18 protein-coding genes are annotated in these 26,196 nt (G+C 36.0%); all 18 read left to right on the top strand.

Annotation, left to right across the window (positions count from 1 at the left end; genetic code table 11):
• The first annotated feature begins 89 nt into the window (after positions 1-89).
• The 18 genes from ACKPCA_RS09590 to ACKPCA_RS09505 all read left to right on the top strand — a co-directional run bounded on the left by ACKPCA_RS09590 (position 90) and on the right by ACKPCA_RS09505 (position 25,871).
• On the top strand, positions 90-1,010 hold the full coding sequence (locus ACKPCA_RS09590; RefSeq protein ID WP_321278847.1) for a 3-phosphoglycerate dehydrogenase: 921 nt from the start codon (positions 90-92) through the stop codon (positions 1,008-1,010).
• 116 nt (positions 1,011-1,126) lie between these two features.
• On the top strand, positions 1,127-2,377 hold the full coding sequence (locus ACKPCA_RS09585; RefSeq protein WP_321278845.1) for a DUF1015 domain-containing protein: 1,251 nt from the start codon (positions 1,127-1,129) through the stop codon (positions 2,375-2,377).
• A 228-nt stretch (positions 2,378-2,605) separates the two neighbouring features.
• Positions 2,606-4,993 carry an ABC transporter permease gene (locus ACKPCA_RS09580; RefSeq protein ID WP_321278842.1) on the top strand — a complete coding sequence of 796 codons (2,388 nt, stop codon included), beginning with the start codon at positions 2,606-2,608 and terminating at the stop codon, positions 4,991-4,993.
• 185 nt (positions 4,994-5,178) lie between these two features.
• Positions 5,179-5,787, top strand: a complete 609-nt coding sequence (locus tag ACKPCA_RS09575; RefSeq protein WP_054720567.1) for a TetR family transcriptional regulator — start codon at positions 5,179-5,181, stop codon at positions 5,785-5,787.
• Between the two features lie 4 nt (positions 5,788-5,791).
• Positions 5,792-7,093 (top strand): TolC family protein, encoded by a 1,302-nt coding sequence (locus tag ACKPCA_RS09570; protein WP_321278840.1) that lies wholly within the window; start codon positions 5,792-5,794, stop codon positions 7,091-7,093.
• Between the two features lie 11 nt (positions 7,094-7,104).
• Positions 7,105-7,980: an HlyD family secretion protein gene (locus ACKPCA_RS09565; protein WP_321278837.1), complete on the top strand. Its 876-nt coding sequence runs from the start codon at positions 7,105-7,107 to the stop codon at positions 7,978-7,980.
• 6 nt (positions 7,981-7,986) lie between these two features.
• Positions 7,987-8,913: an ABC transporter ATP-binding protein gene (locus ACKPCA_RS09560; RefSeq protein ID WP_321278836.1), complete on the top strand. Its 927-nt coding sequence runs from the start codon at positions 7,987-7,989 to the stop codon at positions 8,911-8,913.
• Positions 8,906-9,652: an ABC transporter ATP-binding protein gene (locus ACKPCA_RS09555; RefSeq protein WP_321278835.1), complete on the top strand. Its 747-nt coding sequence runs from the start codon at positions 8,906-8,908 to the stop codon at positions 9,650-9,652. The genes ACKPCA_RS09560 and ACKPCA_RS09555 overlap by 8 nt, the downstream gene beginning before the upstream one ends.
• A gap of 44 nt (positions 9,653-9,696) precedes the next feature.
• A complete protein-coding gene (locus ACKPCA_RS09550) occupies positions 9,697-10,803 on the top strand; it encodes an ABC transporter permease (protein WP_321278833.1) in 1,107 nt (368 codons plus the stop codon).
• A 17-nt stretch (positions 10,804-10,820) separates the two neighbouring features.
• The gene (locus ACKPCA_RS09545; RefSeq protein WP_321278830.1) at positions 10,821-11,939 is read left to right on the top strand and encodes an ABC transporter permease; all 1,119 of its coding nucleotides are present in this window, start codon (positions 10,821-10,823) and stop codon (positions 11,937-11,939) included.
• A 111-nt stretch (positions 11,940-12,050) separates the two neighbouring features.
• Entirely contained in the window at positions 12,051-13,322 is a 1,272-nt protein-coding gene (locus ACKPCA_RS09540; protein ID WP_321278828.1) for a cyclic nucleotide-gated ion channel, read from the top strand.
• 22 nt (positions 13,323-13,344) lie between these two features.
• The gene (locus ACKPCA_RS09535) at positions 13,345-14,652 is read left to right on the top strand and encodes an adenylate/guanylate cyclase domain-containing protein (protein WP_321278826.1); all 1,308 of its coding nucleotides are present in this window, start codon (positions 13,345-13,347) and stop codon (positions 14,650-14,652) included.
• A 344-nt stretch (positions 14,653-14,996) separates the two neighbouring features.
• Complete coding sequence (locus ACKPCA_RS09530; protein WP_321278825.1) at positions 14,997-16,334, top strand: serine hydrolase domain-containing protein; 1,338 nt, start codon at positions 14,997-14,999, stop codon at positions 16,332-16,334.
• Between the two features lie 200 nt (positions 16,335-16,534).
• A complete protein-coding gene (gene buk / locus ACKPCA_RS09525; protein ID WP_054720585.1) occupies positions 16,535-17,611 on the top strand; it encodes a butyrate kinase in 1,077 nt (358 codons plus the stop codon).
• Positions 17,612-18,585: 974 nt separating this feature from the next.
• On the top strand, positions 18,586-18,975 hold the full coding sequence (locus tag ACKPCA_RS09520) for a hypothetical protein (protein WP_157471456.1): 390 nt from the start codon (positions 18,586-18,588) through the stop codon (positions 18,973-18,975).
• Between the two features lie 281 nt (positions 18,976-19,256).
• A complete protein-coding gene (locus ACKPCA_RS09515; RefSeq protein WP_321278824.1) occupies positions 19,257-19,412 on the top strand; it encodes a hypothetical protein in 156 nt (51 codons plus the stop codon).
• 1,252 nt (positions 19,413-20,664) lie between these two features.
• Complete coding sequence (locus ACKPCA_RS09510) at positions 20,665-21,594, top strand: hypothetical protein (RefSeq protein ID WP_321278823.1); 930 nt, start codon at positions 20,665-20,667, stop codon at positions 21,592-21,594.
• Positions 21,595-21,788: 194 nt separating this feature from the next.
• Positions 21,789-25,871: a YCF48-related protein gene (locus ACKPCA_RS09505; RefSeq protein WP_321278822.1), complete on the top strand. Its 4,083-nt coding sequence runs from the start codon at positions 21,789-21,791 to the stop codon at positions 25,869-25,871.
• The last annotated feature ends 325 nt before the right edge of the window (positions 25,872-26,196 follow it).

Below are 26,196 nucleotides of genomic sequence, written 5' to 3'. Positions count from 1 at the left end.
GCATGAGGAACGACTAAAGTAGCTCTAAAGAGTTACTTCGATTTGGCTGGCAATGACATTTTATTTTCTAATTTAAAATTTCAAATAAAATGACTAAAGTATTAATTGCAACCGAAAAGCCTTTTGCTCCTGCCGCCGTTAATGGTATCAGAGAAGTTGTGGAAGGCGCAGGTTACGAGTTGGCTTTGTTGGAATCTTATACTGATAAGGCTGATCTATTGGCTGCAGTAGCTGACGTTGATGCAATGATTATCCGAAGTGATAAAGCTACACGTGAAGTTATTGAAGCTGCTAAAAATCTTAAAGTTATCGTTCGTGCTGGTGCAGGGTACGATAATATTGACCTAGAAGCTTGTACTGAAAACGGAGTTGTAGCTATGAATACTCCAGGACAGAATTCAAACGCTGTTGCTGAGTTGGTGTTGGGAATGATGGTATTCTTAGCAAGAAATGGTTACAACGGAAAAGCTGGTGTTGAGCTTAGAGGTAAGAAAATTGGTATCCATGCTTATGGTAACGTTGGTCGTTACGTTGGCGAAATTGCTAAAGGTTTTGGAATGGAAGTATATGCTTTCGATCCTTTTGTAGCTAAAGAAGCAATTGAAGCTGATGATGTTAAGGTGGTTGAATCTGTAGAAGAATTGTATAGCACTTGTAATTATATTTCTTTGCATATTCCTGCTAATGACAAGACTAAAAAATCAATTAACTACGACTTGTTGAACAAGATGCCAGAAGGGGGAATCTTGGTAAATACTGCTCGTAAAGAAGTAATTGATGAAGAAGGATTAATGAAATTGATGGAAGATCGTAAAGATTTTGCATACATTTCTGATATCGCTCCTGATTGTAAAGATGAGATTGCTGCTAAATTTGAAGGTCGCTTCTTCTTTACTCCTAAGAAGATGGGTGCACAAACTGCTGAAGCAAATATCAATGCAGGTATTGCTGGTGCAAATCAGATTGTGAACTGTATCGAAAAAGGAGATACTACTTTTAAAGTAAACTAGATAATATATTGAAGGAAACAAGAGACTAGAAAAGTTTATCTTGTTTCCTTTTTTATGAAATTGTAAGCAAACGATTTCATTAAGATAATTAACAACGCAACAAAAACATATTAACGATGGCTATAGTAAAACCATTCAGAGGCTTGCGCCCTACACAAGATATTGCTAAAGATTTAGCATGTCTTCCATATGACGTAATGAATTCAGAAGAGGCTGCTCAAATGGCTGAAGGTAAAGAATGTTCTTTACTACACATTACAAGAGCAGAGATTGATTGTCCTGCAGGAACTGATGTTCACTCTGAAGAAGTATATGAAAAATCAGTATCTAACTTTAACTTGTGGCAAGAAAAAGGTTGGTTAAAACAAGATGAAGAAGCTAAATTCTATATCTATGCTCAAACAATGGACGGACGTACTCAGTACGGTATCGTTGCTAATGCTGCTTGTGAAGATTATAGAACTGGTGTAATTAAAAAACACGAGTTAACTCGTCCGGATAAAGAGGAAGATCGTATGATTCTTACTCGTTACACTAAGGCGAACTTAGAGCCTGTATTTTTCTCATACAAAGCTGTACCAGAAATCGATGCTATCGTAGAAAATATCGTTAAAAACGAAGAGGCTACGTACGATTTCGTTGCAGAAGATGGCTTCGGTCACCATTTCTGGCCAGTAAACGATCCTTCTACTAACAAGGAGTTGGAAGAGTTGTTCGCAACTAAAGTTCCTGCAACTTACGTGGCAGATGGTCACCACAGAACAGCTGCTGCTGCTCGTATTGGTGAAGAGTTTGCTGCTAAAAACCCAAATCACACAGGTGATGAGGAGTATAACTATTTCATGGCAGTACACTTCCCAGATAACCAATTGAAGATTATTGACTACAACCGCGTAGTTAAGGATCTAAATGGTATGACTGCAGAAGAGTTCTTGACTAAATTGGAAGCTACTTTCGAAGTAGAGTGCATGGGTGAAGAAATCTACAAGCCAGCTAAATTACACGAATTCTCTATGTATTTAGAAGGTAAGTGGTACAAAATGAATGCTAAGGAAGGTACTTATGATGATAAGGATCCTATTGGTGTTCTTGATGTGACTATTTTATCTAACCACGTTCTTGATAATCTTCTTGATATCAAAGATCTTCGTACTACTACACGTGCTGAATTCGTTGGTGGTATTCGTGGATTAGGAGAGTTGAAGAAGCGTGTTGATAGTGGTGATATGAAAGCTGCTTTCGCATTGTATGCAGTATCTATGCAACAATTAATTGATATTGCTGATACTGGTAATATCATGCCTCCTAAAACAACTTGGTTCGAGCCTAAGCTTCGTTCAGGTTTGTTGATTCACAAATTGGACTAATTTGAATCACAATATATTAAAAGAAGGAATGCAATTGTATTCCTTCTTTTTTTGTCCATAATCGAAAATTAAATGTGCGTAGGCGAACACTTTCTAGATTGAGTATTGGTTGATATTGGTCAGTAAATGAATATATTGACTGGAGTGGCATATTGATTGATAAACCAAAGGCATTACCTTAATCTATGTGTGATGATTTTGAATTTTTTTAAGGTTGCATTTCGCAATATGAAAAAGTATAAGGGGTATTCCTTTATAAATGTTGTTGGTTTAGCTATTGGACTGGCTTGTGTGTTTTTAATTTACCTATTTGTTCAGGATGAGTTGAGTTATGATAATTTTTATTCTCAATCGGAGAATATTTATCGTGTTGCAACCAGAGCTAAAATGGGAGAGAGAAAATCAGATTATAACTCCATATGTGCTCCTTTTTCACCTGCGGCACAGGCCGACTTTCCAGAAGTAAAGTATGCGGTTAGAACTCACTTTTGGAGTAATGTTCTTTTCACATATGAAGATAAGCAGTTTGTAGAAAATAAATTGTTGAGGACAGATTCTACCTTTTTTGAAGTGTTTGATCGACCGTTTATTTATGGTGATCCGAAGACAGCATTGCATGGTTCTGGGAATATTGTTATTACAGAAACTACATCGAAAAAATATTTCGGCAATTCCAATCCGCTTGGTAAGGTTATTAGAATGGGTGAAAAGACCCTTTACACGGTAACAGGTGTAGTAGAGGATGTGCCCGAAAATTCTCACTTTCATTACAATTTGGTTTGTAATTTGAAATTAAGTGCTGAAGAAGCGGATAATTGGTTTAGTGATTATATGCAAGCCTATTTTTTACTGGAACCAGGAACAAATTACAAAGAACTTGAAGCAAAATTTAGAGATTTTACTTTGAAATATATGGGCCCAAGACTTAAGAGCGTACTTGGTATTGATGTTTATGAATGGGAAAAATCAGGAAATGAATTTAAATATTACCTGGAACCTCTTGAAAAGATTTACCTCCATTCTACTACAGATGGTCAAATAGAGCCAATTAGTGATATCAAATACATTTATATCTTCTCGGCAATTGCATTTTTTATATTGCTATTGGCATGTGTAAACTTTTTAAATTTAACTACAGCTCGATCATTTACACGGGCCAATGAAGTTGGTGTTCGAAAGGTATTTGGTAGTAGTAGAGAGATGTTGATGTTGCAGTTTTATGCTGAAACATTGATTATGACTGTGTTTGCAGGGATATTATCTTATTTTCTAATTGAATTGATGTTGCCATCTTTTAATATGATTGCCAAAAAAAATATTTCCTCTTCCTTATTGTGGCAATCGGATTACTTGTTGTTTGTGTTAGGGGTAATCATATTTGTTGTTCTGTTTGCTGGAACCTATACGGCGCTTTCCTTATCAGGATTTAGAGTGATGAGTGTGTTGAGAGGAGAAGTCAGAAAAGGAAAGACTGGGAAGAGGATTAGATCTTCATTGGTAGTGTTCCAATTTACAGTTGCCATTGGAATATTAATTTCTGCCTTTGTGATGAAAGAGCAGGTTGATTTCATGCAAAATAAGAAGTTGGGTTTTGAGAAGGAAAGAATCTTAGTGGTTGATCGGGCATATACTTTTGATCCGGAAGAGAAGCAATCCATCAAAGAAATGCTTTTTAAGTATTCTGGAGTTGAAAATGTTTCATTTTCAGGGATGGTTCCTGGTCGTGGAACAAATGGTTGGGGGATGTATAGAGAAGGAGCCAGCAATGAGGATATGATCAATTTCCGTTTGATGCATGTAGATGAAAACTTTGTTGATTTGTTGGATTTAAAAATGAAGGACGGAAGAAAATTTGATAAAGACAGGTTGGCGGACACTTCTGTTTTTATTGCCAATGAGGCAGCAATACATGCTTTGGGTTATACAGATTGCCCTGTAGGAAGAAATGTATATCGTCCTAACTTCTCAGATACTGGCCGTACACCAATCGAAATAATTGGAGTGGTGAAAAATTTCCACTTTGAATCAATGAGAGATAAGATTCTGCCCATGTTTTTGGCTTATACGCCTCAATATCATCAAAGATACATGTTGGTGAAACTAAAGCCGGATAATGTTATGGAAGGTATGAAAATGGTGAAGAAAGTCTGGATGAAAATGACCAAAGGAGAACCATTTGAGTATTTCTTTTTAGATGCTGATTTCAATACGCTGTTCAAAGGAGAGATTAGGGTTGCTAATATTTTAACATCCTTTACCATTTTAGCGTTCATCATTGCCTTACTAGGTTTGTTGGGATTGGTTTCTTTCGAAATGCAGCAACGAGTAAAGGAAATTGGGATTAGGAAAGTGCTCGGTAGTACAGAGATGAATCTAATTGTATTGTTGAGTAAGAATTTATGCGTAAGTGTAATCGTTGCGAATGTGATTGCTTGGCCATTAAGTTTTTATGCAATGCAAAAGTGGTTGTCGAACTTTGTGTATAGAATAGATTTTCCTTGGTACTATTTCCTAATTGCACTGGTTGTTTCCTTGCTATTGGCAATAGTAACTGTAAGTGGACATTCGGTAAAAGTTGCCAATGCAAATCCTATTAAATCGCTTCGATACGAATAATATGGAACCATAATTGAGAAGGGACTCTGATAGATAGAGTCCCTTTTTTTAACCGTTTGGTTAAAAAAAGATGAAAATTGTTTTGAACTGAATTTAAATACTCTATATTTGCATTAACCATTTAGTTAAACTAAGTGGTTAATTTTAGAGTATAGTATTAACCAAATGGTTAAAAAGATATATAGATGAAAGAAAAGTCGGAAGAAACACAAAAGCAGATTTTAGATGCAGCAAAGAAAATATTTGCAGCAAAAGGCTTGACAGGGGCCAGAATGCAGGAAATTGCTGACGAAGCAGGAATCAATAAAGCACTCTTGCATTATTATTATCGAAACAAGGAAAAATTGTTTGAACAGGTTTTTGAAGAAGCAACTATAAAACTATTAGGTCCGGTAGCTTCATTTTTAGCAGATGACTCGGAACTTTTTACAAAAATCAGGAACCTGTGTCACCATTATTATTCAGTATTAATTGAATATCCATTTATTCCCAATTTTGTTTTAAATGAGGCAAGTGTTAATCCTGAGCGCTTCTTTCGTTTAATTCGTTTTGAAGGAGTAATAGAGGCAAAAGAAAAAACAAAACAGCAAGTAGAGCAATGTATAAAAGATGGTATTATCCGGCCGATTGATCCCCGCGAATTAATTTGGAATATTTTGAGCTTATGCATCTTTCCAATCATAAGCCGTCCGGTTGCTGGTAAACTTTTGTATGCGAATGAGAATGTGCAGGAAATATTAGAACAAAGGGCCGATAAGGTTGCCGATTTTGTGATACAGTCAATTAAAAAATAAGATTATGAGTGGAGCGCTGATTAGAAATACCTGTATGCTATTGCTGATTTTTGTTAGTGTGGTGCATACAAGCTTCGGACAGGAAGCGGTGCTGAGTTTAGAGCAAATTCAGATGGAAGTGCAAAAAAACTATCCTTTGATAAAGGGGAAAGAACTTTTGCAGAGGCAAAACGATTTAAGTCTTGAGAATATAAGAGTCAATTATCTGCCACAACTGTATGCAAACGGTAAAATGAGTTACCAATCTGATGTAACAAGCAGTCCATTATCGGGAACAAATTCATTCGGAGCACCGAAAGATCAATATTCCCTAAATCTGGATGTTGAGCAATTAATTTATAATGGAGGAAGAACAAAAAGTCAAATGAAGCTCAATGAAATTTCTACAGAAATTGATATTCAGAATGTTGAGGTTAAGATGTTTGCATTAAGAGAACGAGTGAATGATGCCTTTTTTAGTATTCTATTGTTGCGACAGAGCAAGTCAATTTTAAAAGAGAAGAAAAAAACAGTTTTGGCTAGTTTGCATCAGGTTTCTTCAGCGGTGAAAAGTGGAATGATGGCTGTAGCCAATCAAAAAGTTCTGGAATCTGAGGTTTTGCTAATAAATCAGCAAATGGAAGAGCTTGATGCAGCAGAAAAATCAGCTATTGAAAGCTTAGCTGAATTAATGAATCGTGAGACTAATTTTGATATCCAAAATTTAAGTGGTGAAGTATTTGGTGAGAAGGTGTTATTAAAAAGTGATGATTTGAATGATAGGCCTGAATATAAATTGTATTCGGATCAAAGACTTTTGTTGGATGAAAAAATCGAGCTTGAAAAGAAGAACAGAATGCCAATCATAACTGCATTCGGACAATTTGGGTACGGTCAGCCTGGCTACAACCAGCTTAGCGACGAGTTTGATTCTTATTATATGTTAGGCGCAAGACTTAGCTGGAATATTTTTGATTGGAAAGCAAGTAGACGGAATCAACGTAAATTCAATATTCAAAAAGAAATAATTGATACCCAAGAATCTAGCTTTAAGAAAAATCAACTTGTTGATTTGAAAAAGGAACTCAATAATATTTCAAAATTTGAGATTCTGATTAGTAAGGATGATGCCATTGTGGAATTAAAAGAAGAGGTGGTAAGAAGTTCAGAGTCACAATTGGAAAATGGCATCATCACATCAAGCGATTATTTGGAAGAATTAAATAAAGAAGTGCAGGCGAAATTGAATAGGGAGTATCATCAAATTCAACTAAGCCAGTCCATTGCTGAATACAAAAGAATATTAGGAAAAACAGAAATAAGATAGAAATGAAACAAATGAAATTATATATCGGATTGATGCTTGCCGTGTTGGCGAGTGCTTGTAACAATGGAGATCAGCTATCGGATGCATATGGTAATTTTGAAGCTGTAGATTATACTATTTCTTCAGAGAATTCAGGGAAAATAATGGCTTTGCATCTTAAAGAAGGAGATGTGTTTCAGAAAGCGAGTTTGGTTGGATACATTGATACTACTCAACTGTATCTAAAAAAAGAGCAACTTAAAGCACAGCGTAAGTCGATAGCCGCTGGAATTCAAAATATCATATCTAGAATTGATGTTTATAAGGAACAGTTGGTTTTATTGCAAAAAGACAAGCAACGAATTGATAAAATGTTTGCCGACAAGGCCGTTTCGATTAAAGAAGTAGATGATATCAACGGTAATATTCAGGTTGTTGAAAAGCAAATAAAATCGGTGCAAACTGAGAATGCTAAGGTGTTGGGAAGTATTGAAAGTCTGGATAAACAAGTAGAGTCGATTAATGATTTGATTGAGAAGAGTAAAATAATGGTGCCGAAGGCTGCTACAGTACTTGAGAAATATAAGGAACCATTCGAAATGGTAAATACTGGAACTCCACTGTTCAAGTTGGCAGATTTAAGATCCTTGGATTTGAGAGTTTACATTTCAGGAGATCAGCTTCCCAGCGTAAGGATTGGTCAAAAAGTGAAGGTGATAATTGATAAAAATGCCGAAGAAAATGAAAGTCTGGAGGGGGAAATAACCTGGATATCATCTCAATCAGAATTCACACCAAAAATTATTCAAACTAAAAAAGAGAGGGTAAAATTGGTTTATGCTTTAAAAGTAAGAGTTGTAAACGATGGCCGACTGAAGATTGGTATGCCCGGAGAAATTAGATTCTAATTGATTATGAATGCAGGTATTAGCATAGAAAACCTATCCAAAACATACGGAAATGTTCAAGCGCTTAAGAACATTAATTTGGATATAAATTCGGGGGAACTATTTGGACTAATTGGACCTGATGGCGCCGGGAAAACCACTCTTTTTAGATTGCTTGCAACACTATTGTTGCCAGATGTTGGAAGTGCACAAATGTGCGATATTGATATAGTGGGAGGCTACAAACAAATAAGAAACTTACTGGGATATATGCCTGGAAAATTCTCTTTGTATCAGGATTTAAGTGTAATTGAAAATCTTGAGTTTTTTGCCACGGTTTTTGATACGCGAATCGAAGACAATATGGATATGATTCATGATATCTGGGTGCAAATAGAACCATTCAAAAATCGCTTGGCAGGTAATCTTTCGGGAGGAATGAAACAGAAACTGGCACTGTGTTGTGCACTAATTCATCAACCCAAGGTGCTTTTGCTGGATGAGCCAACCACTGGAGTTGATGCAGTCTCGAGAAGTGAATTTTGGCAGATGCTAAAGAGTTTAAAATCAAAAGGAATTACCATTGTAGTTGCAACGCCTTATATGGATGAAGCAAACTTGTGTGAAAGAGTCGCCTTGATTAAAGATGGTGAAATTTTGCAAGTGAATACACCACAGGAAATTGTTGGACAGTTCGAGAGAAATTTATATGCCATAAAAAGTGATGACAATTACCAAAGTTTACTTGATTTAAGGGAGTTTGAATTTACAAACTCGGTATTTCTATTCGGTCAAAGCTTGCATTACACCGATGTACGAAAAGAATTTTCATTGGAAGAAGTCAATTCTTATCTCAAAGATAAAGGCCGATTACATTTGGAAATAGAGCAAATAAAGCCGGGAATAGAAGATTGTTTTATGGCATTAAGCACAAAAAACGATGGACATGAATAGCGACGTTAAGGTGATAAAGGTTAAAAATCTTTGTAAGAAATTTGGCGATTTTACTGCAAATGACAATTTGTCTTTCGAGGTTTCTAAAGGTGAGATTTTTGGTTTTTTAGGAGCAAATGGTGCGGGTAAAACTACAGCCATTAAAATATTATGCGGATTGTCTTATCCTAGCTCAGGAGAAATTAGCGTTGCTGGTTTTGATGTGTACAAACAACGCGAGCAATTGAAGAGAAACATTGGTTACATGAGCCAAAAGTTTTCGCTTTACGAAGACTTAACCGTTTTCGAAAATATCAGATTTTATGGAGGGATTTATGGTTTATCAAAGGAAGTAATTCATAGCAAAGCTGATGATTTGTTGAAGAAATTGGATTTGCAGCATGCACGAAATAAGCGCATCAGTTCATTGCCTCTTGGATGGAAGCAAAAGTTGGCATTTTCAGTTGCTATTTTTCACGATCCCGAAATTGTATTTCTGGATGAACCAACAGGAGGAGTTGATCCTGTTACAAGAAGGCAGTTTTGGGATCTAATTTATGAGGCTTCGCGACAGGGAATTACAATTTTTGTAACTACCCATTATATGGATGAAGCTGAATATTGCGATAGGGTATCGATAATGGTGGATGGAAAAATAGAAGCATTGGACACGCCAGCCAAATTGAAGGAAGATTTTAATGCTGAGGATATGGATCAAGTGTTTTTGGCTTTGGCTCGAAAGGCTACAAACATAGAGTAGATTAAAAACTAGAGGTGATAAAACCGCAAGAAAATTAGTAACAGATGAATCGATTTTTCGGATTTTTAAAAAAAGAGTTCTATCATATTTTCCGCGATAAGCGGTCTATGCTTATTCTGTTTGGAATGCCTATTGTGCAAATCATGCTTTTCGGATATGTAATTAATACAGACTTAAAGGATGTGAAAATGGCCGTTCTCGATCATTCCAAGGATGAATATACAACTGAAATGATCAACAAAATTACATCTTCGGGCTATTTTCAATTAATAGATAATTTGAAATCTATTGATGAGGCAGACGCTGTTTTCAGAAAGGGAGATGTGAAATTAATTTTAGTATTTGAACCAGATTTTGGGAAGAAATTAATTAAAGACTCGAAAGGGAGCATTCAAATTTTAACTGATGCTTCTGATCCCAATATGGCTAATTTGGAGGTTAGCTATTTGCAAGGAATTCTGCAGAATTACAATATTGAAATTAATAAAGAAAAGCAGATGGGCACTGCCATTCAGGCAAAATCAAGAATGTATTTTAATTCGAACTTGGAAAGTGTTTTTATGTTTGTACCAGGAATTATGGCTACCATATTAATGTTGGTTTCAGCCATGATGACTTCTATTTCCATTGCTCGAGAGAAAGAATTGGGTACCATGGAAATATTGCTGGTCTCGCCCTTAAATCCGTTGCAAATTATACTCGGAAAAGTAGCCCCTTATCTGGCCTTGTCATTTATTAACGCATTGGTAATTGTTGGTATGGGTTACTTTGTGTTTGGGGTACCGGTTTTAGGAAGTTTTGTTCTTTTGATGGCAGAAAGCATCTTGTTTATTTTCTTGGCACTTTCCATAGGGATTTTTATTTCTACGGTAGCCAAAAGTCAGCAGGTTGCAATGATGCTCTCTATGTTTGTACTCATGTTACCAACCATAATTCTTTCTGGTTTTATATTCCCTATTAGAAATATGCCGTTACCATTACAAGTCATCAGCAATATTATACCACCCAAATGGTTTATTGTGATTCTTAAAAATATTATGCTTAAAGGCGTTGGGTTTGAATATGTATGGAAGGAAACACTGATTTTATTAGCAATGACAATGGGATTTATTGGATTAAGTCTTAAGAAATTTAAAATCAGATTACAGTAATGACGAAATAAGAAGTTATGCGAATATTAAAATATCTATTACAGAAAGAGTTTTTGCAGATTTTTCGCAACAAGAGCATGTTGCCAATCATCTTTGCAATGCCAATTTTACAACTTTGTGTTTTGTCTTTTGCTGCAACATACGATATGAAGAACACGAATCTTTATATTGTGGACAAAGATCTTTCAAGTCATTCCCGAGAGTTGATATCCAAGTTTAACGGATCACCTTTTTTTACGGTAAAGGAAATAGGATTTTCGGTGGAAGAAGCCGAGAAGGAGATCTACAAAGATAAGATTGACGCTATTCTTGTATTTAATGATGATTTTGGAAAATCCGTTGATTTGAAAAACGGAGCTTCGATACAGGTGTTGATAAATGCAATTAATGCAAGTTCGGCGGGTTTGTATAATGCCTATATCTCCTCAGTAATTCAGGACTATAATCGTAATGTAAGTGCAAGTATCAAAGAAGTAAACACCGGAACACCTGTTCATATTGTGGAGTCAAGCTATTTACACCAGTTTAATCCTGAAATGAAGTACATACCATATATGTTACCAGGCTTGCTAGTGCTTTTGGTTACGGTTATTGGCTTGTTTCTATCGGCAATGAATGTGGTAAGGGAAAAGGAAATTGGCACCATAGAACAGATCAATGTAACACCAATTAAGAAATATCAGTTTTTACTCGCCAAATTGATACCATTTTTGCTAATTGGTTTTATTGAGCTTGGTATTGGATTGCTAATTGCAGCATTTTTATTTAAGATTCCATTTTTAGGATCGGTATGGCTCATTTATTTGGTGGCTTTTGTTTACCTGATTGGCATCTTGGGGTTTGGACTTTTGATTTCTACTCAAACCAATACACAACAACAGGCTATGTTTATTGCGTGGTTCTTTATGGTTATATTTTTATTGATGAGTGGTTTGTTTACTCCAGTTGAGAGTATGCCTGATTGGGGCCAGAAACTCAATTATTTTAACCCGATTGCATATTTTATTAAAATTATTCGAATGATATTATTGAAAGGATCAGGTTTTATGGATATTGTAAAAGAAGTTTTAATATTGGGAATATTTGCAATTGTATCGGTTAGTATTGCTGTTAACAGGTACAGAAAGGTTGCCTAGTTTCTATTGAAACTAAAAGCAGTTTACCGATAAATATAGAGCTTTTGTCTATTTTTATTGGAGCAATCGATAAGATTCAATTTATTTTGAAGAACTCTAATCCAAATGTCTGTGAACTACTTTAAGTCAATTTATAATTCTGCTTGGAGAATCTTAATCATTGTGGCCGTTCTGCTGCAAGTGAGTTTAATGCCCTTGGACTTCCTCTTTAATTTGAGGGGACTCGAATGGTATAAAACGCTCGATCTAATTATATCCTTGCTCTATTTTCTTGACTTGGTTGTTAGCATTCTGCGATATCGAGGAATTAAAAATCATACCTTTTTAAAAGATGTTTATTGGGATACCTATTCATCAAGTAAATTCTTCATCACTGATTTATTGGCAATATTGCCTTATGCAGTGATGTTTTCGAATCCAGTATTTCAATTATTCAGATTATTCAAATGGGTAAGGGTGATTAGAACGGCTCGCTATTTTCAAATCAGAAACCTTCGATTTTCATCACGTATTTCTTTTGGCTTTCTAATATTAGGATTCTTTCTTTTTACACATTGGTTGTCCTGTATTTGGATATCCATTCACGGATTTGAATCGCATATGTCCTTTGTTGACAATTATGTGCAGTCCTTGTATTGGGTGGTAACAACGCTTACTTCAGTTGGTTATGGTGATATTGTGCCGCATGGGAATGTAGAGATGTTGTTTACCATTTTGTTGCAAATTATGGGTGTTGGTGTTCTGGCCATTTTTGTTGGATCAGTGGTGGGAATCTTCACGAAAAGGAACCCTGCCGAGCAACGTTTTCTTAATAATATTGAAAAACTCCGTGCATTAATTCACTACCATCAGATATCAAAAGAGTTAGAGAATAGAATTAGGGATTACTTTACTTATGAGTGGAGGCAAAAGTTAGGGTACGATGAATCGGATTTAATGGATGCTTTGCCATATGGCTTAAAGAGTGAACTGCAATTTGAGTTTAAAAAGAATATAATTTGTGATATCCCATTATTTGACTGTGTGGATGATCATTTTATAAGAGATATTGCACAGTATCTAACTCCTATGATACTTACTCCTGGTGATTATTTGTTTCGGACGGGAGATTCTGCAAATTCGATGTTCTTTGTACAAAAAGGAAGCTTGAAAGTATTGTCGGCGGATGAATCAAGACAGTTAACACTTTTAAAGAAAGGTGATTTTATGGGAGAAATAGCCTTATTCAAAAAGACAACCAGAACTGCAAGCGTGAAATCGGTAGGATATTCTGATTTGTATGAACTTCAAAAGAAAGAGTTCGATATGGTGTTAAAAAAATACCCTGAAATCGCTGAAAAAATAAGACTGAAATCAAAGTCAAGAGAAGAGAGGTATATGTAAATAGTAAATAAATTATAGAACCATGTTTCATCGTCATGATCATTTTAATGAGTTGTTGCATCCCGAATTTTTAAGGATAGAGCGAAAAAGAGTGGGAATCATTTTAGGGCTTTTTATTATTGGGTCTCTGATTCTTCCAGTTCTTCATTTTTTGGTTCCGAATCTGTTGCGAAACTTCTTAAATCAGGATCAATTCATTGGAAACTTGTTGTTTTGGTGGGTGTTGTTTTGTGTATTCGAACTAAGCGTTTATTTTCGATTGGGGCATGCGATTAAGAATAATATTCAGATACCTAAAAAAATTCTGCTTCTAAATATATTGGTGGAATTTGGGCTGCCTGCCATTGTGCTATATCATACAATAAAATTCGATTACTCTCTATTAATATTGGAATATGATGGACTGATGTTTTATTTTTTGTTGCTTATGCTTTCGGCAATGCACCTGGATTTTAAAATTTCTTTAGGAGCTGGTGTTTTGGCGGGTCTGGGATATTTTTTAGTTGCATTTTGGGGGATTGAATATCTTCAACCCGAACAAGATGTGATTCAATTGCAAGAGATTTACACCATGCGAAGCATTGGACTGGTAATAGGAGGTTTGGTGGCAGGAATCGTGGCATTGGAAATTAAAAAGCGGGTCAATAGTTACCTCAACAGCATAGAAGAACAGAAGGAGATTGAATCATTGCTAGGGCAGCAGTTATCAAAAGGAGTTGCCAATGAATTGATGGTTAAGAGAAATGAAGTTGTCGGACACAAGGTGGTTGGATCAATCATGTTTCTGGATATTCGAAATTTTACCGTTATGGCAGATCATCAAAGTCCGGAAGAAACCATTGAATTTCAGAATGCCATATTCGATCCTTTAATCCGAATTATAGAAAAGCACAATGGCATTATTCACCAGATTCTGGGTGATGGATTTATGGCTTCATTTGGTATCGCAGTTAAAAATGAAAATCACGCCAAAGATTCTTTAAATGCAGGTTTGGAAATTATGGAAGCCATTAATCACCTTAGGACAGACCAGAATGGCAACAACACCAGAGTTGGAATTGGCTTGCATTCTGGTGAAGTAATTACGGGAAATATTGGCAATGAAATCAGAAAACAGTTTTCCATCGCTGGTAAAAATGTAATCTTGGCTTCCCGAATTGAGCAGCTCAACAAAAGATTTAAAACTCAGTTTTTGGTGAGTGAGCAATTTGTTGAAACGCTTAATTGTAAAGGCTGTTTTGATGATTTGGGAGAAGTACAGGTTAAAGGATTTGATGAAAATGTACGAATTTATAAAGTTGGCGAAAACTGTTCCTGTTCTGAAAACTAAAAAATAAGCATTATCTGCAAAATATTCTAGAATTACAGGCGTTATTAAGTCTTTATTGTTTGAATTGAGAACTTGCACTAAAAACAAATAACTGTTGATATTGGATCTAAATTAGATTATTGACCTTGTGTGGAAGTGGTGAGATTTTACATTTTAGTGATAAAGTCAATTCTTTTTGTGATAAATGAATAAATTATTGCTATTTTTAAAATGGTTCTAATTTAGAATTGAATTTCAAAAAAATATAAACATTTTTGTAGCGAATTGAGTAGAAAAGAACATGTTAACTTGTTGTTGGAATGAGTTGTGATGTTGGAAGTGCATGTTTAACGAATATTTATTGAATGGTAATAAGAAGAATATTTTCTTTCCTTATAGTATTGTTTCTGGTCTTTTGCGACCGGAATTTTAGTTTCTCAAAACAAGGAACTAATGTGCTGGCCTTTGATAGTAGCATCGAGGCGGTATCTCACAGAATATCAAATAATCTATCAGAAAGTGTAGAAACAGCTCGAGCTGATCGCTTAATTAAGCGATTCCTAAACAAATGGGAGGTGGCTGGAGCAACGGTAGCAGTGGTTAAAGACCAAAAACTTTTGTTTGCCAAAGGCTATGGATATGCTGATGTGGAAAAAGAAATAGAAGTGGAACCTTCTCACATTTTTAGAATTGCCAGTGTTTCAAAATTGATTACTGCCACGGCAATTATGAAACTGCAAGAAGAGGGAAAGCTTAATTTGGATGATTGTGTTTTTGGAGAATATGGAATTTTAAATGACTCCATCTATTCCAATATTAAAGACAAGAGAACCAAGAAAATTACTGTAGAGCATTTGTTAAGACATTCGGCAGGTTATTCAAGCAAGTATGGCGATCCGATGTTCTTGCCTTTGTCAATTGCTAAAAAAATGAAGGTGAAACCGCCTATCTCGGCAGAAACAACCATTCAATTTGCTTTATCAAGACGATTGCATTTTACTCCAGGAAGTAGAGGCGGTTATTCCAACTTGGGATATGTAATGCTTGAAAAGGTAATCGAAAAAGCCTCTGGAGAAAACTACGAAGACTATGTAAAAGCTCATGTATTGAATCCTGCTGGTGTGTTTGATATGCATTTGGGAAAAAATCTTGAGAAGGATCATTATCCGAATGAGGTGAAATATTACGAACAATCCAATGCCATTAAAATTTCAGCATTCGATGGATCTGGAAAAACAGTTTTCCGATCGAATGGTGGAAACAATATTGAAGAATTGGGTGGAGCAGGCGGTTGGGTTGCTTCGGCGGCAGAACTAATGAAGTTTTTATTGGCTATCGATGGAGATGATACTCATCCAGATATTTTATCGGCCAAAAGCATTGCTTACATGACCAAACCAAGCAAGAAAGGACTCAGTCCGATTGGTTGGAAGGGAACAAGAACCAACACTTGGTGGAGAACGGGTACTTTGGCAGGCTCTTCAGCATTAATGAAACATCAGGTTGGAGGATATAGCTTTGTGATCGTTACCAACTCATCTACTTGGCGTGGATCTGACTTTACCAGGGATTTGAGTGTTCTGATGAGTAGAGTATTAAGATCAGTGAAAGAATGGCCAGATAGAGATTTGTTCAATCACTTTGAGGCACGACCAGAACGCATGGCATTAGATGACTTACCAAAATATCAAGAGTGGAGCTGATTTTTTAATCAGCTTTTTTTGTCCTGTCTTTCTTCAAATGTTCAGTATTTACAGGGAAATGATTTTAAATTGTAACTTAAAATCAATTTTAATTGTAAATTTGCATGTAAATACTGTGTAAAACCTATTAAATTCTAATTTGGTTTAATATTTTTGCACTCAATAATCACAACTTAAACACAAACATACTTTTATAACTAATGGAAACTCGTAGAATCTTAGCAATTAATCCCGGATCAACATCTACTAAAATTGCTGTATTTCAAGGTGATAAATCAGTTTTCTTGAAAAATATCAAGCATACCGCGGAAGAATTGGCAGAATTCAATCAAATAACAGAGCAATTCGAATTTCGTAAGAATATCATCATGAAAGAAATGGTTGATGCAGAAATTCAAATTGACCTAATTGAAGCTGTAGTTGGTCGTGGAGGATTGGTTAAGCCAATCGAATCTGGAATTTATGAAGTGAACGATCGTTTGAAGGAAGACCTAAGAGTGGGTATTCTTGGAGAACACGCTAGTAATTTGGGTGGATTGATTGCAGACAATATTGCAAAATCATTGCCAAATGCAAAAGCTTACATCGCCGATCCAGTAGTGGTTGATGAAATGATTGATGTAGCTAGAGTGTCAGGTCATCCTGAATTCCAAAGAGTATCTATTTTCCATGCTTTGAATCAAAAAGCAATTGGACGTGCATTTGCACAATCTATCGATAAAAAATACGAAGACATCAACGTAATTGTAGCACACTTGGGTGGTGGTATTTCGGTTGGTGCTCACCTTAAAGGTAAAGTAGTTGACGTAAACAACGCATTGGACGGAGAAGGACCTTTTTCACCAGAGCGCTCAGGTTCATTGCCAACAGGAGCTTTGGCCAAGATGTGTTTTAGCGGAAAATACACCCTTGATGAGATCAAGAAGATGATCAAAGGAGAAGGTGGATTGGTAGCTCATTTGGGAACCAACGATGCTTACGAGGTAGAGTTGAAAGCCAAAGATGGTGATGCAAAAGCTAAATTGATTCAGGATGCAATGTCGTACCAGGTAGCTAAAGCAATTGGTGAAATGGCTGCTGTATTGAAAGGTGAAGTAGAAGGAATTCTATTAACAGGTGGTATTGCTCATAACCCTGATTTGGTGAACTACATCAAAGATATGGTTTCATTTATTGCACCAGTGGTGGTTTATCCTGGCGAGGATGAAATGAAAGCTCTTGCAATGAATGGTTACATGGTTCTTAGAAACGAAATTGAGCCTAAAGAATACTTATAATTGTAAAAAAACACCTACATATGGAAAGCCTTCGGTAATTGCCGAGGGCTTTTTTTTGTGTTTCATTAAAAAGGTAAACCAAGGGATTTTACAAAGCTCCTCCTTCGCTAAAGCTATGGCGGACTAAGGAAAAGGAGGAGCCTGTAGGGCTCAAATCATTATAGCCTGGGGCAGCGCCCCAGGTATGGTTGGGTACAACAATTCGTCGCAACTGCAATCTTGATTAGGAATGCTTGGTTGATTTGCGACGGAATCTACTGTTCTGAGGATGGCTTGACAAATAACAAACACAGACTTTATTTCATATGCAGACTACTTCCTCTCCTCAAGGAGAGGATTGAGGTGAGGTTATTTCAAATATCTCATTCAATCAGTCTTCCCGTTAAATCAGGACAAGCTCTTAGAGAGAAAGAATCTTCACAAATTCTAAGAATGTATGGTATACAGGCTAGAAGCGTGGTATAGACTATTCGAATTGACACGGGATATTATTATAAATTCTGGCAAAGAAGAGATAAAGAAGGTAATGCAACACAAGTTATGACACTTTTAGAGGATATTCAAAGAATCTATTTGGATTATGCAAGTGTAAGAGAATATCCTTTAAGCTTTGAAAATGATACAATTAAAAAGCTTTTACAGCTTGACGTGGAATTGCAGCAATACAGCACAATTCCACCAAAAAATTTATGATCAGGTATTTTAACTACTTGACCAATATTGGACTGAATCATTCGCATATAGTTGGATGATTGAACAATATCCGAATCAGCTTGACAAAGATTCGATTAGTAGTATGTTAAAACTTGATTCTATTTCAGAATCAGAATACTGGCACGTACCCAATAAATAAAAGTTATTATGAGTGTGAGTTGATTCGATAGATTCTCTATCTTTAGAAAGAATTGGTTCGGGTAGGGGGCTTTTAATTTGAATTCCTAACGCCTTTTATTCGGGCCGTTAACAACAATAAAATGAAGTTTATAAAATTTACTACAATACTATTCCTTTGTTTCATAACATTTACTTGTTATTCTCAAAATAGAGAGGAAAATTTAAATACTCCTGTAACGATGTTCAAAAATTGGTTGTCTGGGATCAAAAATCAAAGTTTTGAAAAATTTAAAGATGGGTATCTTCAAGATGATTGGGATAAAATGACAAAAGAGAAAAAAAATCAATTATTGAATAGATACTCTAAAATATTTGATTCTGAATTCGGAGATTACAAAATTGAAGATTTTAACGTATCATTTCAAGGAAATGAAAATGAAGGGAAATTGATTATTTTTTTTAAAGAGAAAAGCTTACCTAATTTAATGGTGAAAAAAGTGAATAACGATTGGGTATTAGCTGAAAAATAAAGTTGCTAATCGAGTACCATCCTTGCTTGCAAACACTAGCAGGGAGAGCTCTCATAACACCCTACATGGGGATTTTATATAAGGTGGTTGGCCACTCAGCCTAAAGCACTTTTTACCTTTAGACCTTTGCTATAGTTTAAGATAGGGCTGGAAAACTTGAAGTCTAAACCTTATCGAATTTTGAGCAACGCATCGTTCAGCCCTTCAGCTTATCGGTGAGACCTCCGCCTTTTTGTGAAAATGACAGCGAAATAGAGACCGCTGCTAGAAAAATCATTGCTATGGACTTTTATTCCATTGCCCAAGCATACTCATTTAGTAAGGCTGGCATTGAAGAATTAATTGCAAGAAGAGAGGTGATTAGAAAAAGAAAAACCACAAAGGAAAATAAAGGGATTCTACAAAGCTCCTCCTTCGCTAAAGCTATGGCGGACTAAGGAAAAGGAAGAGCCTGTAGGGCTCAAATCATTATAGCCTGGGGCAGCGCCCCGGGTATGGTTGGGTACAACAATTCGTCGTAACTACAATGCAGATAAGGAATGGTTCGTTGATTTGCGACGAAATCTGTTTCCTTTCCTCAAAAGAGGGCCAAGGTGAAGTGGTCAAGTGTGATATATTTCACACCGACATTCTATTTAATTTTAATTAAACTATTGGTTCATTTGAATAAAGTACATAAATTAGTACTTGTTCAATAGAGAAGGTGAAGATCGAAAGAGGAGCAGAGCATAAGGCTTGAACACTGAACTAAAATTCCTTCTAATGAAAACCAAACAAAAACTACAGAAAACCGCTGACCACGGTGTCTTGAAAATTTCAATCATCCCAATATGCGCACCCCTTCTGGTGCGTAGGTGAGCCAATTCCTATACCGCGGAATTAGACTCACAATCTTCCAAAATATCGTTTCAGGTCCCAAAATCACTCCTTAAAGCAGATTACCAATGTTCGTGTACCATGTGCATTTGGGTTGCAAGCATAAGGAAACGATTCAGAAGCACCCAATTCTCTTCCAGGAACTCCCGAAATCAATCAATACTACAAAACAAATAGGGAGAAGCATTACAGAAGTTGCTGAACAGAGCTGAAAATAGAGTGGGCTTACCACCCACAAAGAAGTTTAACCACCATCACAATTGGCTTAAGAAGGTGTGGAAATCGACTTGAGGGGTAGTGGAAATTGAGTTAAGGGAGTATGTAAATCGACTTGAGGGGTAGTGGAAATTGAGTTAAGGGAGTATGTAAATCGACTTGAGGGGTAGTGGAAATTGAGTTAAGGGAGTATGTAAATCGACTTGAGGGGTAGTGGAAATTGAGTTAAGGGGGTATGGAAATCGACTTAAGGGGTAGTGGAAATTGAGTTAAGGGGGTATGGAAATCGACTTGAGGGGTAGTGGAAATTGAGTTAAGGGAGTATGTAAATCGACTTGAGGGGTAGTGGAAATTGAGTTAAGGGGGTATTGAAATCGACTTGAGGGGTAGTGGAAATTGAGTTAAGGGGGTATGGAAATCGACTTAAGGGGTAGTGGAAATTGAGTTAAGAGGGTATGGAAATCGACCTAAGAGGTAGTGGAAATTGAGTTAAGGGGGTATGGAAATCGACTTAAGAGCTAATGGAAGTAATTAATAATAAACAAATAACAATTGGTGATGCCCGATGTTGGGCTCGCTTAAAAAAAGGAGAGCATTATGAATAACAATGAAAAAGCAATTTTTGAGCAATTGATCAGACTCATTGCATTCAAAAATGAAAATGAAGAAGAATTGAAGTTAGTTCCGCTTTTGTGGGCAATGTTGGAAGATGCCGTGGCATATCACACAGGTATTGCAGCGAAAGTAAAGGAAGAGGAAAAAAACAGCAAGGTATTAACCCAGAACAAGGAGGATATCTTTGACGATTTAATTGCTGATGCGGCCAATATAGAAGGCATGTTGAGCAGTTATGGAAACTACAAGAAATTTGTTCCTTTTCAGAAAATTGAAGACTGTAAAAAATCTGATTTGACTAAAGCTCGTGATGAGAAAGTGATTTCCAGTGTGGAAAAAATGATTACGGTAATGAAGGATGCTCCAGCCGAAAGGGCTGAAGCGGGAATTACCGATGAGCGCCTGGCTGCTTTGGAAGCAAAGCATGCCGCGGCATTGGATATTTTGTTTGGCCCTGAAGAATTTAGGTTGCGACAGAAGGATCTAAATAAAGAGATTGAAGCAGAACTGAAGGCATTTAAGCGTTTATTATGCGATTCTATTAAGCCAAATATGCGTTCGAATTTTGCCGATACCAATCCTGACTTGTACAAGGCTTTCCTAAATTCTATACACACCGATGCCTTGCCAAAGAAAACCAAGGTGATTACAGGCAGCTTTAAAAATGAAAAAGGCGAACCAGTAAGCGATGTATGGATACAGTTGGATGAAGAGAAACCAGTAAAGAAAGGTGGCAAAAAAGGACAGTTCTATTTCTACAATGTGGCAGCCGGACAGCATAGCCTTGTGTTCACCAAAGAGTCCTACAAGCAAGAGAAAAGAGTGTTCATGTTAGAAGCCGACCACTGCATGCATTTCGACATTACCTTCATATTGGAAGAACTGCATGTGGAAAGCGAAACGGAAGTTTGAATCACTCAATTCTAATCTCTCTGAAAGCCCCAGTAAATGGGGCTTTTTTTATATGTACAACTGTAATTGAATAATAGATTTTAAAAAGTTAAATAAATTTAGATTCATTCTAAGTGGATAAAGTTAGAGTATGGAAATAAGTTTAAAGGGATTAGTTTTAATTTTAGGATGAAAATTGAAACAAAATTACATCTATGAATAAACTTATACTCCTGACATTATTGTGTTTATTATCAACCTTGACTATGGGTCAAAAAGAAGCCAATATCATGGCTTTTGATAATTATCAATTGGACTTTTCGAATGGATTACCTTCTGTGAGATTTAATTTTGCACAGCACTTGAATCGAGGAATGGCTGTTATGAGTGATTCCAATGGTTCTTTGTTGTTTTATTCTGACGGATATTCTGTTTGGAACCGAAATCACTCTTTAATGACAAATGGTGAAGATTTGATACCAACTCATAGCCAGAATAGTACGCAGGAATCAATTGCCATTCCTAAGCCTGGTACAGATGATCAATTTTATATTTTTACCACCGATCCATGGAATGGACAAGAAACTTCAGGTCTTTATTTAACAGAGTTGGATTTATCACTTGAAGGCGGTTTGGGAAAGGTGGTAAATAAAAGCACCAGGTTAATTGATAGCACAACAAATATGATTTGTGCAACAATGCATGAAAATGGTAGAGATATATGGTTGTTAACAAGCAAACGATACGATAACATATATTACTCCTTTTTAATAACAGAAAATGGAGTTTCCCAAGATCCCATAGTCAATCAGATTGGCATTAATGATGGATATTGGTCCGGACAAATGAAATTTTCACCTGATGGAAAATTCGTTGCCAGTTGCAGTGATGGCATGGCTTCGGAAGAGCTAATTTTTACATTATTGGATTTTAACAAGTCCAGTGGATTATTAATGAATCCGAAGTATATTAGACATGAGGACCAAACAGGATCTGTGGGAATAGAATTCTCTCCGGATGGAAGAAAAGTTTATGTAGTATTAGGAGGTGGACTTAGTCAATATGATATAAGTAATCCAATAACAGATTCAATTGTAAACTCCAGGCATTCTCTTCCCGGAGGAACCTATAACATGTTTAGCCAAATACAATTGGCTCCTGATGGCAACCTGTATATTACCAAAGGTGGAGGTGGTGGAGGAACAGAACATCTGGGAGTGGTTTCCAATGCCAATGCTAATGGTAGTGAGGTGATTGTGGAACAAAATGGACTTTACTTACAGGGAGGTAGTTCTTTTGTGAATTTCACCCCTAATTTTATTTCCAACTACTTTTTCAAAACAAGTTTTACCTATCAAAACACCTGTCAGAAGTCACCTACTCATTTTAAAGTTACCAACGACTATGAATTGGAATCTGTTGAATGGCTATTTGGGGAAGGGAGTAGTTCAACGGAACTAAACCCGGAATTTACCTATGATGAAGCCGGTACTTATCAGGTGCAATTAATTGCTCATTACAAGAACAAAACGGATAAAATTACTCGCGAAATTGTTATCAATCCCTTACCAGAATTGGTAATGGAAAATGACACAACGGTATGTTGGGGCGCAGAAATAAAAGTAGATGACATCCATTCATCATATCTATGGAGTACGGGAGATACCATCAACTATACCTTTTTAGAAAAAGAGGGCTGGTGTAAACTTGAAGTAGAAAATGAATTTGCCTGTTCGTTATCTGATTCAACTTTCGTGAATATTGTTGAATTGCCAGTGATTGCAATAGCAGATACAGTTCTGATCGAATCTGGAGGGGCTGTTCAGGTTGAAGCTGGTGAGTTCAAATCATATGAATGGAGCACCGGAGAAACCACGTCATCAATTGAAGTATCCGAAGAGGGATGGCATTCTGTTCAGGTTAAAAATGAATTTGGATGTGAATCAGAAAAATCCTTTTATGCAACTTATAATGAAGAACCAACGCCAGAAGCTGAGGACGATTGGATAAGACTTAGTCCGAAACCTTCGGGATATGCAGGAGTAGACATACACTTTGTGAATCGTAACATTGGTTTTGTCGTGAATGACAAGGAATTGTTACAAACAAAAGATGGAGGTCTTAGCTGGGAAATTAAAATGAAGATTTCCAATGGTTACAGGATGGCTTTTTATGATTCGTTTGGATACATTATAGGAAAGTCTGGAGCTATTTATAAATCCACACACAATGGAGGAGGCTGGAATCAATTGGAAACTAATTTAAAGGGGCAGCTCAATTCAATTAATCTTATTCATCGTGATTCCATTTTTATTACCAGTAAGGATAAACTTTACAAGAGTTATAATGGGGGAGCCGATTGGGAAATATTGAATATTGATGGGGGTAATGTTGAAGATGCATATTTTACCAGCTCAAAAGTTGGGCATGTAGCTTGCTCAGGTGGTACGATATTAAAAACCATCGATGGAGGTGAAAGCTGGTACGTAACGGAGAGTACGAATACCTTTCCTTCTGATTTCTTCAGAATTACATTTGTAAATGAAGATATTGGATATGCCAGCCAGGAGCATAACGACATCCTTAAAACCACTGATGGAGGTGAAACATGGAATAAAATTTCTAGTCCATCGGACGCTGCATACTCTTTGCATTTTCTTAATGAAAACATTGGCTTTATGGCCTGTGATCATGGGGCTATGCACAAAACACTAGATGGAGGAAAAACCTGGGAATGGATGGGTCCCAATGGTAGAAAGTATGCCAATGATCTCTATGGTATCTTTTTTATCAATGAGAAAATAGGATATGCAACTGGTTTAAAAGGTAGAATATTAAAGACAATAGATGGAGGAGTAAACTGGGAAGACTATTCTGATTTCTATAATAGAGTTGATGATCTGCAAATGGTATCTAATGAACTTGGATTTATTGAAGTTGGAAGTGATACTTACAAGACAACTGATGGAGGTAACAATTGGGAGTGGATCGGATCACCTTCTCATTATGAATGGGCTAATGGTCTATGTTTTATCAATGAAAATATTGGCTATTCAATTGGAGGAGGAAGTTATTCACCTAGTGGCTCAGTATTTAAAACAATTGATGGAGGGAAAAAATGGGTTAAAATGAATAAGGGTGATGCGGTTATTAGAGATGGCCTAAGAGGAATTCAATTTTTTAATCAAGATACTGGATTTGTATGGGGAGCTGGTAGCTTTGATTCTGGCTTGATGAAAACAGTTGATGGTGGAGAGAGTTGGAAAAAATTATCGTCTATTCGTTTTGGAGAAGTTCAGTTTGTGAACGATCAGGTTGCTTATGCCAGAAATCTTGGCAATTATTACAACAGAATTTATAAGACCACAGATGCTGGTGAAACATGGAATATTGTTTTTGAAATTACAGAGGATATTAAATCATTTCATTTTTTGAATGAATCGGTTGGCTATTTTGTAGGAGATAATTCATTGATATATAAAACAACAACAGGTGGTTCTACATGGGAAAAGCTTGATATTCCATACGAATATTACGAATATGTAAGGTTTTACTCTAACAATGTAGGTTACATATTAGATGAAGAAGGCCAATTGTATCAAACTACAGATGGCGGAAGCAGTTGGAAGAATGTTTATCGCTTGTATGGAATTAATGCAATAGAAATTAATGATTTGGATATTTATTTGTACGGTGATAATGGTTCCATTATCAAATCAAAAGTTCCATATGATGAACTTCTTCGTATTAATAGTTTTCAAGCCAACCCTACTGATACCACGGCAACTTTAACAGCTCAAATCGTCTCAAAATTAGATTCTATTGATCTCTACCTGGATTATGGCCTTGAAAGTGGTACTTACAACAATTCAGTAAAGCTAAAATCATATACTGGAATTGTATCAGAACGAGTTAATTATCAATTGAGTAATTTGAAATCTGAGACCACCTATTATTGCCAATTGAGAGTGGTTGATAGTGAAAAAATTACCTTAAGTTCTGAACTATCATTTACTACGGAATCAATTATTATTACAGGCATTGATGATCAGCTTGAAGAACAGCAAATTAGAATTTACCCTAATCCTGTGAAAGATTTTGTGAACATTGAATTTGCAAAACAGGAGAATTGGTCAAGCTATGCAATTTACGATTTGAGTGGAAAGGTTCTGATGCAGGGAGAATTAAATGGGAATACAGTTTTAGATATGTCAGGATGTACTCCCGGTATGTATATACTAAAATTGATTGTCTGGAATGGAGAATATAGTACTCATAAGCTTATAAGAATTAATTAGCTATGTTTTACCTATACTGCTAATCTTTTTTAAAGATTTTACAGAAGAAATAGAAGTGTATGCATTCATTGCTAAAACTCTCTGAAAGCCCCAATAAATGGGGCTTTTTTTATATGTATAACTGTAATTGAATAATAGATTTCAAAAGGTTAAATAAATTTAGATTGATTCTAAGGGAAATAAGCTAGAATATGTAAATAAACTTTGGGGGAATAGTTTTACTTTTATTTTACGAAAAGAAGTTTCTTTAACGTGTTATACCTTAAGTGTATAATTAGGATGAATTAAGGAAGCTTGATTGATTAATTTTATAAAAATTATCAGT

The sequence above is a fragment of the Marinifilum fragile genome (assembly GCF_963677365.1).
Taxonomy (GTDB): domain Bacteria; phylum Bacteroidota; class Bacteroidia; order Bacteroidales; family Marinifilaceae; genus Marinifilum; species Marinifilum fragile.
The sequence above is the reverse complement of the archived record's forward strand: the minus strand, read 5'-3'. Positions and strand labels throughout refer to the sequence as shown.